This window comes from Coprococcus phoceensis (genome assembly GCF_900104635.1).
Taxonomy (GTDB): Bacteria; Bacillota; Clostridia; order Lachnospirales; family Lachnospiraceae; genus Faecalimonas; species Faecalimonas phoceensis.
This window is the reverse complement of sequence record NZ_FNWC01000007.1, coordinates 2,085,882-2,097,748: the sequence shown is the minus strand read 5'-3', so window position 1 is coordinate 2,097,748 and position 11,867 is coordinate 2,085,882. Positions and strand designations below refer to the sequence as shown.

At 41.3% G+C, this 11,867-nt stretch carries 4 protein-coding genes; all 4 read left to right on the top strand.

Features of this window, described 5'->3' with window-relative positions; all coding sequences use genetic code 11:
* The 4 genes from glgB (at position 1) to BQ5364_RS18525 (ending at position 11,816) form a co-directional block, all read left to right on the top strand.
* Positions 1 to 1,782: a 1,4-alpha-glucan branching protein GlgB gene (gene glgB, locus BQ5364_RS13735; RefSeq protein WP_071144472.1), complete on the top strand. Its 1,782-nt coding sequence runs from the start codon at positions 1 to 3 to the stop codon at positions 1,780 to 1,782.
* A 119-nt stretch (positions 1,783 to 1,901) separates the two neighbouring features.
* Complete coding sequence (locus tag BQ5364_RS13730) at positions 1,902 to 2,615, top strand: IMP cyclohydrolase (protein ID WP_022251029.1); 714 nt, start codon at positions 1,902 to 1,904, stop codon at positions 2,613 to 2,615.
* Between the two features lie 11 nt (positions 2,616 to 2,626).
* Positions 2,627 to 3,802, top strand: a complete 1,176-nt coding sequence (locus BQ5364_RS13725; RefSeq protein ID WP_004614901.1) for a phosphoribosylaminoimidazolecarboxamide formyltransferase — start codon at positions 2,627 to 2,629, stop codon at positions 3,800 to 3,802.
* A 193-nt stretch (positions 3,803 to 3,995) separates the two neighbouring features.
* Complete coding sequence (locus BQ5364_RS18525) at positions 3,996 to 11,816, top strand: glycoside hydrolase family 2 TIM barrel-domain containing protein (RefSeq protein ID WP_071144471.1); 7,821 nt, start codon at positions 3,996 to 3,998, stop codon at positions 11,814 to 11,816.
* Positions 11,817 to 11,867: the final 51 nt, after the last annotated feature.

Genomic DNA, 11,867 nt, shown 5'->3' with positions numbered 1-11,867 from the left:
ATGAAACTTCAGGAATTTTATGAGGGTCAGGCATTTGACGCATATGAATATTTTGGAGCACATGAAGAAAAAGACGGAGTGATGTTTCGGACTTACGCACCGGGGGCGTCTAAAGTTACGGTGTTTGGAGAATTTAATCAATGGACGGAAGAGGAAATGATTCCGCTTGAAAAAAGCGGAGTTTATGAACTGAAATGTGAGTGGGCAAAAGTCGGGATGATGTATAAATATGTGATTTATACGAAAGAAGGGTGGAGAGTAGAACATTGTGATCCGTATGGTTTCGGTATGGAACTTCGACCGAACAGCGCTTCTTATATTGTGGATTTGTCGGAATACAGATTTCACGATGAAGTGTGGATGAAAAACAGAGACAAAAATTATAACAGACCGCTTAATATTTATGAAGTGCATCTCGGTTCATGGAGAACAAATGAGAAAGATGAAAATGGCTGGTATCGCTATCATGAGATTGCAGATAAATTGATTGCACATGCGAAAGAGAATGGGTATACACATCTGGAATTTCTTCCGCTCAGCGAACATCCGGCAGACTGTTCATGGGGGTATCAGAATACAGGATATTTCAGTCCTACATCACGTTATGGAACTGCAAGAGATTTGATGGAGCTGGTGGATAAATGTCATCAGGCGGGAATCGGCGTGATTATGGATTTTGTTCCGATTCATTTTGCGACGGATTATTATGGACTGGCAAAATATGATGGAACAGAGTTGTATGAGTATGTGCAAAGTGATGTGACAGACAGTGAGTGGGGAACAAGAAATTTTGATTATTCCAGACGGGAAGTCTGCTGCTTTTTGCAGTCTGCCGCAAATTACTGGCTGAAAGAGTATCATTTTGACGGAATACGAATGGATGCAATCAGCCGTGCGATTTACTGGCAGGGAGAGCCGGATCGGGGCGTGAATCCTTGTGCGCTTACATTTATGAAAAATATGAATGCAGGATTGCAAAAACTGCATCCGACTGCGATGCTCATTGCAGAAGATTCGACAACGTTTTTGAAAGTGACGGCTCCTGTAGAATACGATGGACTGGGATTCGATTATAAATGGGATCTTGGCTGGATGAACGATACGTTGAATTATTTTAAAACTCCGCCAAAAGAACGACCGGAGCATTATTACAAATTAAAATTTTCAATGGATTATTTTTACAATGAACTTTATCTTCTTGCACTGTCGCACGATGAAGTTGTCCATGGAAAAGCGACAATTATACAGAAGATGTGGGGAGATTATGAAGATAAATTCAGCCAGTGCCGTGCATTTTATTTGTATATGATGACCCATCCGGGGAAAAAGTTGAATTTCATGGGAAATGAGATTGCACAGTTCCGAGAGTGGGATGAAAAGCGGCAGCAGGATTGGGAGTTACTGAAATTTCCGATGCACGATGGATTTTATCACTATATTCGGAAGTTGAATGAGTTGTATTGTCAGGAGGAACAGCTTTATAAAGATGAGTATGACAGAGAGATGTTTCGTTGGCTTGTGGATGATGCGACGGAGCAGTCTGTGTATGCTTACGAGCGGGGAAAAGGAGAGAAGACGCTTGTGGCAGTGTTTAATTTTTCAGATGAAGAGCAGGAATGTGTCATAGAAGAGGCGGAAAACCGAATACTTGAGGAATGCATGAACAGTGACTGGCATATTTACGGCGGAAGTACAGAGAAGAAAATAGAAGTGATTCGGGACGGAGAGATTGTATTGGCACCATTTAGTGGAAGATTTTTTTGGAGTGAAAAAGAGGTTTGATATTAATAAACATTATAAGAACTTATTAGTAAATTGTAATACAATAAGAAGAAGTTATAAGCTATAATAAAAAAGAAGAAGTTGAGAAACGATTATCACAAGATAAAAGGAGAATGTTCATGGAAATGTTATCAATCGAAAAAGAGCTACAGGGAAATGCTTATCCGGGGCGTGGAATTATTATTGGAAAGACGCCGGACGGAAAGAAAGCAGTGACTGCATACTTCATTATGGGAAGAAGTGAGAACAGTAGAAATCGTGTATTCGTAGAGGAGGGAGAAGGAATCCGCACGCAGGCATTTGATCCTTCCAAATTAACAGATCCAAGCTTGATTATTTATGCGCCGGTAAGAGTGTTGGGAAATAAGACAATTGTGACAAACGGTGACCAGACGGATACTATCTACGAGGGAATGGACAAGCAGCTGACGTTTGAGCAGTCTCTCAGAAGCAGAGAATTTGAGCCGGATGCACCGAACTATACACCTCGTATTTCCGGAATTATGCACATTGAAAATGGAACATACAATTATGCAATGTCCATTTTGAAAAGCAATAATGGGAATCCGGATGCATGCAACCGTTATACATTTGCATATGAGAATCCGGTAGCAGGAGAAGGACATTTTATTCATACATATAAATGCGATGGCAATCCGCTTCCAAGTTTTGAAGGTGAGCCAAAATTAGTTGGGATTTTAGACGATATGGAGGCATTTACGGAGATGCTTTGGAACAGTCTGAATGAAGACAACAAAGTTTCGTTATTTGTGCGTTATATTGATATTGCAACAGGAAACTATGAGACAAAGATTGTAAACAAGAATAAGTAGGAGCGAGACAGATGAAAGAATTAGAATTAAAATACGGATGTAACCCAAATCAGAAACCATCTAAGATCTATATGGAAAACGGAGAACTTCCAATCAAAGTATTGTGCGGAAAACCGGGATACATCAACTTTTTAGATGCATTTAACGGCTGGCAGTTAGTGAGAGAATTGAAGAGGGCAACCGGACTTCCGGCAGCAACTTCTTTCAAACACGTATCACCTGCAGGAGCAGCCGTTGGACTTCCATTAGATGAGACATTGGCAAAAATCTATTGGGTAGACGACATGGGAGAACTTTCACCACTTGCGTGTGCATACGCAAGAGCAAGAGGTGCGGACAGAATGTCTTCTTTCGGAGATTTTATTTCTCTGTCAGATGTGTGTGATGTTGCAACCGCAAAATTAATTAAACGCGAGGTATCAGACGGTGTCATCGCACCGGGGTATGAACCGGAAGCGTTAGAACTTTTAAAACAGAAGAAAAAAGGAAATTATGCGATCATTGAGATCGATCCAAATTACGAGCCGGCTCCAATCGAACATAAAGAAGTGTTCGGAATTACATTTGAGCAGGGAAGAAATGAGCTTGTGATTGATGATGAATTATTATCGAATGTCGTGACAGAGAATAAAGAAATTACAGAACAGGCAAAAATTGACCTTGCCATTGCTTTAATTACATTAAAATATACACAGTCAAATTCTGTATGCTATGCAAAAGATGGCCAGGCAATTGGTATCGGTGCCGGACAGCAGTCACGTATCCACTGTACACGTCTTGCTGGACAAAAAGCAGATAACTGGTGGCTTCGTCAGTCTCCACAGGTACTGGGACTTCAGTTCGTAGACAGCATCGGAAGAGCAGACAGAGACAATTCAATTGACTTATATATCGGAGATGAATATGAAGATGTACTTGCAGAAGGAACATGGCAGAATATCTTCAAAGTAAAACCGCCGGTATTTACAAGAGAAGAAAAACGTGCATGGTTAGATAAGCTGGAAGATGTAGCATTAGGCTCAGATGCGTTCTTCCCGTTTGGAGATAATATCGAACGTGCTCACAAAAGCGGTGTGAAATATATTGCGCAGCCGGGAGGATCCGTTCGTGACGACAATGTAATCAGCACATGTGACAAATATAATATGGCGATGGCGTTTACAGGAATCAGACTGTTCCATCACTAAATCGAAACAAAAGCTGCAGTAGAACGTGTTTCCACTGCGGTTTTTTATTTGTTCTTTTATGTGATTAGAAAAAAATATTTGTGCAAAAAGAACAAAAAAACAAAATATTATTTGAAATAATATACAAAAGCGATATAATAAAACTTGAAGCAAAATAATTGTTGGTTGAATTGCTGAAAAGGAGGAGAAGGGAATGCAAAAGAGACGAAGAATTATTGCAATTGTGTTAACGGCAGCCTTGAGCGGAACGATGCTCCCGGCAAACAGTCTGACCATGTATGCAGCCGACAAACTATCGCCGGCAAAATCTATTAGGGCAGATGTGGATAAGACGAAGTTCACACACAAAGAGTGGACAGGAACGGACTACACAGATGTAGAGGGCAAAAAAGTAACTGGAGAGGACGTATTTGGAATTAATCGTGAGGATGCAACGACAACATTGATTCCATATCAGGATATTGCCTCTGCATCGGCGGCGGTTTGGGATTATAATGCCAGAGAAGGATCGGAATATTTTAAACTTCTCACAGGAGACAGAGAAGACTGGGATTTAACTGTCGTGCAAAATCAGGAACAGGCTCAGAAATTTATGGGAGCAAACGGATTCATGACGAAAGAATTCCAGAAAGACGAGGCAGACGGATGGAAGACTGTTCAATTGCCTAAGAGCTGGACAAGGGACGATTTTGACTTTTCTATCTATACGAACGTACAGATGCCATGGCAGTCAAAATATGATCAGAATGTGTCTGTGCCAAATGCGCCGACAAATTACAATCCGGTTGGTCTGTATCGGAAAACATTTAATGTAGATGATAAAATGTTGGAAGATAACCGGAGAGTATATGTGAACTTCCAGGGGGTGGAATCTGCATATTATGTGTACGTAAATGGAAAAGAAGTCGGATACAGCGAGGACAGTTACAGTCCACATCGCTTTGATATTACGGACTATCTTCAGGAGGGGGAAAACCTTCTTGCCGTGAAAGTGCATAAGTTCTGTGACGGAACATGGTTTGAAGATCAGGATATGATTTATGACGGCGGTATTTTTCGTGATGTCTATCTGACAAGTGCACCGCTTGTTCAGATTCACGATTACACAGTTCGGACAGATTTGAATTCAGACTATACTGCTGCAAATTTGAAATTATCAGTGGATGTGCGAAATTTATCATCAGCGGCTCAAGACGGATACAGCATTGATGTAAAAGCGCTTGATCAAGCCGGAAATGATATTTTAGGCGGAGTCAATGTTCCGGTTTCTGAGGTCGCATCGACGGAGACAGGAACGGTAGAGATAAATCAAAAAGTGAAGAATCCCAAATTGTGGTCAGCTGAGAATCCAAATCTGTATGCGTTAATTCTCACGTTAAAAGACCCTTCTGGAAAGGAAGTGGAGACACTTTCAGCTCAGCTTGGTTTCCGTGAAATTGAATTCACATCTACAGAGGTGGATAGCAATTACAGAGTGACGACAAAAGAATGGGAGCCAGTTAAGATTAATGGCGAGAGACTGCTTTTAAAAGGTGCAAACCGTCACGACACTGACCCATTCTATGGAAAAGCGGTTCCACAGGATACAATACTTGAAGATGTCACATTGATGAAGCAGAATAACTTAAATGCAATTCGTACGTCTCACTACAGCAATGATGATTATCTTTACTGGCTGTGTAACTCATACGGCTTGTATATGATGGGCGAGACAAACATGGAAAGTCATGCGATCATGGGAAACAGCAATGCGATGGGATTATTCTATGAGCTTGGCATGGATCGAACAGAGACAGCGTATGAGCGGTTAAAAAATAATCCGGCGATCGTAATCTGGTCTATCGGAAATGAGATGGTTTATACTTCAGATGCGAACCATTCAAACGGTTTGTTCCGTGATATGATCTGGTACTTCAAAGACAATGACCCTACAAGACCGGTACACAGTGAAGGTCAGACGGACAGTATGGGTGTAGACATGGGAAGTAACATGTATCCAAGTGTAGGTACCGTTCAGGGAAGAGCAGGAGAAGGGAAAATTCCATATGTAATGTGTGAGTATGTTCATGGTATGGGAAACTCAATTGGAAACTTGAAAGAGTACTGGGATGCAGTGAGAAGTTCTGAGAATATGCTCGGCGGATTTATCTGGGACTGGGTAGACCAGGCGAGAGCGGTCGATTTGAATGATCTTGGTTCTACTTATAAGATGACAGACAAAACAGGTGTGAGCGGAGAGGCAGTTGGATACGAAGAAGACTGGAAGAACGATGCAGGAAAAGAAAGTCTGAATGGCGGTAAATCATTCTCAGGCTACACTGTTATGGAAGACAATGAGAAATATAATGCGGCGCTTTCAGGAACTGGAAAAGAATTTACGTTTGAGGTAATGGTAAAACCGGCATCTACATCACAGAACAGTGTACTTCTTTCCAAAGGAGATACACAGGTTGCATTGAAGACACAGAGCAGTGGAAGTGGATTGGAATTCTTCGCGTATAACAACGGAAGCTGGAAGAGTACATCCTGTGGATTCCCAGAGGATTGGACAGGTAAATGGCATCAAGTAGTCGGTGTATATGACAAAGGTAATTTAAAGATTTATGTAGATGGAGAAAAACTTTCAGAAAATACGGTGCAAGATAGTATTGCTTCAAGCAGCAGACCGGTTGGTATCGGATATGATGCGGAAAAAGGACGAAAAGTGGACGGAGAAATTTCAATTGCACGTATTTACAATAAAGCGTTAAGTGCAGAGGAAATTAACGGACAGAGAAAAGCAGTTCCAGATATCGCAACGGATGACAGCAGTGTACTGCTTTGGATGGATTATGCGGATGAGCATGAGACAGCACAGGTTACAGGATGGGATTATTACGCAACAGAAGAGGCTCATACAAACCTGTATTCAGAGGAAATCAAAGGAAAATTCTATGGATACGGCGGTGACTGGGGAGACTCTCCAAACGATGACAGTTTCTGTCAGAATGGTATTGTAAGTCCTGACCGTACACCACAACCGGAACTGGCAGAAGTAAAATACCAATATCAGAATTTCTGGTTCAGTGCAGATGTTGCAGATTTAGATGTACGCCAGGTAAATGTGTATAATGAAAATAATTTTAAGAATCTGAATGAGTATGATGTATCATGGTCATTGTTAGAAAATGGTCTTGTTATTCAGGAAGGCAAAGTGGAAGATGTTGATGTTGCTCCGCAGTCTACAGGAAAAATATCAGTACCATTTACAATGCCTGAGACAATTGATGCAGGAAATGAATATCATTTGAACATTTCTGTAACTTTAAAAGAAGATACAGAATGGGCGAAGGCAGGAGCTGAAATGTCCTGGTCACAGATTTCTGTTCCGGTGACAGTAGAGCAGGCTGCCCCTGTGATCAGTGAAGAAAAAGTGACAGTTGCAGAGGATGATGCAGCTTGGAATGTGACAGGAAATAATTTTAGTTTTGCAATTGAAAAAGCAACAGGTACATTGAAAAACTATACATATAACGGTGATATGCTTGTGGAGGAAGGACCGGCTCCGAACTTCTGGAGAGGCACGGTAGAAAACGATAAGACTGCGTTTGACTGGAATTGGGCAAATGCGGCAAAAACAATAAACGTTGAAGAGATTACAGTAGTTGAGAATGAAGCAGGTCAGCAGGTGATTACAGCGAATTTAGTATTCCCTACAGCAGGAAATACGAAAGAGACCATCGTTTACACAGTAAACGGAAACGGAGAAGTAACTGTGAAGATGTCTGTGGATGCAACAAAGAGCGGAATGGGCAATTTCCTTCGTGTTGGTTCTATGATGACACTTCCGGAAGGCTACGAGAATGTAACATGGTACGGAAATGGACCTGTTGAAACATTCAACGACAGAAAGACAAATGGAAGACAAGGTGTTTGGGAAAATACGGTATCTGAATTCTTCTTCCCATATTTGAAAGTAGATGATTCTGGAAACTTAACATATGTAAAATGGATCTCTGTAGATAATGGGGAAAATGCACTTTTAGTTTCTGCGAAAGATACAGTAGAAGCAAGTGCGCTTCACTTTACACCGGATGACATCAATGCGGTAGATCATGTATATGGATTAACGCCAAGAAAAGAGACGATCTTGAGTGTGAACTATGGTTCACTCGGAACAGGTGGAGCTACATGTGGTCCTGGACCTCTTACTCAGTATCAGCTGCCATCCAGCCGAGTTTACGAGTGGGAATTCACAATGATTCCGGCAAAAGCAGATGCAGATGCGCAGGCATTGACAGAGATGGCAAAACCTTATCATCAGGTTTCTTCATTTAACCGTGAAGACTATGACAAAGAGTATGCAGCAGAATTGATTGAAAAAATTGATTCCTTCGTTGCATACAGCTATGACCAGTTAGAGGAAGTAGAGGAATTACAGGCTGATGTGAATGCGATGACAGAAGCGCAGGCTGCAATCGTAAACAAAGATAAAGACAGAAGCAAATTAGTAAAGGAATATGTGGAGGCAGTCAAAGCCTTAGAAAACAAAGAAACTTATATTCAGGATGAGAGCAACAATGCTCTGGAAGTTCCATATGAGTCTTCAGCGAAATTCAAAAAGAATGGAGAGACCGTCGTTATGAATGGAAAACTCGCAGTTCCATTTAACGATGTTCTGGATCCTGTTTTTGAGGGAGATGCATCATTCTCCGTAGAAGTGAATGTGACACCTACAGGAAGCCGCGACTACAATATGTTCACAGGTAAAGGCGATAATGCATTTGCACTTCGTATCCGCGGAACAGAGAGCTTAGATTTCCATATTTATGCAGGCGGAAGCTGGAGAAGTATTGAATACGCAATTCCGGAAAATGAAAGAGCAGACTGGCTCGGAAAAGAACATCAGGTAATCGGTGTATATGACCATGAAGCACATAAAATTCAGTTCTATGCTGATGGAGAATTAAAGAAAGAAACAGCAACTAACACAAATGAGGGTGTGGCACATTCTGATTACAATCTTACAATCGGTGCATGTCCGTCGACAGGAAGATCTTCAGCTGCTGACTTTACATCTCTTCATGTTTACAACAGAGCGCTTTCAGCAGAGGAAGTGAAAGCTCAAAACAGCGAGCAGTTAGCAGTTCAACCGACAGATGAGGCAGTGGCATTGTGGCTTGACATGGAAAACATTCAATTCCACGATAAAGAAAATATTTATCAGGTAGAAATTGATCCGGCAAAAGCAGCAATTGAAGTTGGAAATGAAAAAGAATTTACACTTGTACCGGACAATGCAGATGCAAAAGTGACAAGCGTAAGATGGTCTGTTTTAGATGCAGACGGATTTGATGCAGATGGGGTTAAAGTACAATACAGTGCGAAAGATTACACGAAGGCAACAGTAGTAGTTTCAGAAGAAGCACAGGCAGGCGAATATGTACTGAAGGCAGAAAATGTAAATGGAGAAGAAGAATTGATGGCAGAGGCTCAGATTACTGTCACAGCAAAACCTGAGCAGGAAGACCAGATAATCTTTGATTCAAGCAAGAATAAACTGGACACAGTTCTTCCGGACACAGCACAGTTTACAGAAGGTGAATCGGGAGAAGTGGGTGCTTTGAAGGGATACTTCTCTGTAGATGATGAAAATAAAGTGGTAAACGATGCTATCTCAGGCAAAAATGCGTTTACTGTATCATCGAGAGTTTATGTTCCAGCATCCGTAAAATCTACTGACACAGGTGTATGGGACAAAGATAACCCGCACGAAAAACATAATATGATTGCAAGTATGGGTGACAACAGTTTTGCTTACCGTATCTACTACGATAAGAACAGAAAGGATATTCATATTGATGCATTTATCAGTGATGGAAGTTCATGGCTGCAGGCAACGACAGGACAGCTTCCGAGTGATTTCTTTGATAAATGGCACACATTATCCGTATCTTATGATGGTAAAACATTGAAAGTATATGTAGATGATGCAGTGACGGAAAAAGCAGGAGAAAAATCTGTTCAGAAGAGTGAGAATACATTCTCTGTAGGTTACGAGCCACAGAAAGAGGGAAGAAAATCTGAACTCACATTTGAGCAGGTACGGGTATTTAATCAGGCATTGACAGCAGAACAGTTGAATGAAGCAACTGATCCGAATGCAGAAAATGTTGTACTCTGGCTTGACTTTGATGTCAAAGAAGACGATTCGGCAACAGAAGCAGATAAGCTGAATTTACAGAATCTGATCAATGAATGTAAAGACATGAAAGAAGCAGATTACTTTGGAAAAGGCTGGACAGAAATGCAGACAGCACTAGGTGCAGCAGAGGACGTATTACAGAAAGATGCGCCTACAAAAGAGGAAGTAAAGAACGCTTATGATGCATTGAGAGATGCGAAAGGTCAGCTTGTATTCATTGGTGATTTGAAAGCAGTCGTTGATGGCGCAAAAGAAATCGTTGAAAACAAAGATTCTTACACGAAGGACTCTTACGAAGTATTCGAGACAGCATTAAATGCAGCAAAAGCAGTTCTTGAAAAGGAAGAATCTACTCAGGAAGAAGTCAACAATGCGAAGATCGCACTGTTAGATGCACAAAATAAACTTGTGAAAAAAGCAGATATCACTACTTTGAAAGAGGCGATTGCGAAAGCAGCAGAGATCAAAGAAGAAGAGGTTACTCCATCTTCATGGGAGAGAGTTCAGGCAGCGAAAGCAGCAGCAGAAAAGGTAGTTGCAGATTTTGAAAAAGATGAGACAAGTGTAACACAGAGTCAGATTGACGCAGCTGCAAAAGCGCTTCAGGATGCACTGGATTCTGTGCAGAAACGTGCAGACTTCACAGCACTTCAAGAAGCTGTGGACCGCATCAGCAAATTGCAGCTGGACGGCTACACAGAGGAAAGCGTAAAAGTGTTGAAAGATGCATTAAAAGAAGCAGAGGCTGTTTTGGAAGAACAGGAAGCAACTCAGAATACAGTAGATGAGATGTTGACAAAATTACTTGCGGCAGAGGAAGCTCTGACAAAAGAGGAAACAATTGAGAAAGCAGATTTGGAAGATTTGATCAACTATGCAAAAGCACAGCAGAGCAAAGAGGAATACAAATATTTGGTTCCGGTAGTGAAGGAAAGATTTGAGAAGGCTTTGGCAGAGGCAGAGACAATCTACGGAAAAGCAGATGCAACTCAGGAAGAAGTGAATGTAGCTTATGACAAACTGCTTCAGATGGTTCACTATCTTGACTTCACCGGAAACAGTGAGTCATTAAAAGTATTGGTGGACGCAGCAAAAGGCTTGAATGAGAAACTTTACACAGAAAAATCATGGGCAGTGTTTGAAGATGCATTGACAAAAGCAGAAGCTGTACTTGCAGATACAAATGCATTGCAGGAGGAAATCGATGCAGCGAGAGAGGCATTGCATAAGGCGATGGATCAGCTTGTCAAGGTTCCGGTAGATAAGTCAAAACTTCAGACACTGGTAGAAAAATCTAAGAAGTATGAAGACAAATTGAAAGAATACACTCCTGAGACAGGAGAAATATTCAAGGGCGCATTGGATTATGCAAGAGAGATTCTCGCAAATAAAGATGCAACTCAGGAAGAAGTCGATGCAGCATACAATGCATTGCAGAATGCAATCTTTGGATTAAGACTAATTCCGGATAAAGATAAGTTAGATGATTTGATCAAAGAAGCAGAAAAGACAGATTTTGAAAAATATACAGAAGAATCCGGGGTAGTCTTAAGAACAGCAATCGCAAATGCGAAAGCAGTGTTTGCAGACGAGAATGCAACAGAGACTGATGTAAAAAATGCAGAAAAAGAACTGAAGACAGCAATGAAGGGCTTGAAAGTTGCTTCGAATGATGAAAAAGACAATCAAGGAAACAGTAATGGCGGAACATCTGCAAGTAAAGCAGATGAGAATTCACCGAAGACAAGAGATGCCGCTCCTGTAGCAGCAACAGGTGCCGTAATGCTAGCTGCATTCGCACTGGTAGTTGCAATGAGAAAGAGACGGTAGTTGACTGATTGGGGACGTAGTAAAATTGAATTTTACTACGTCCCCAATTGA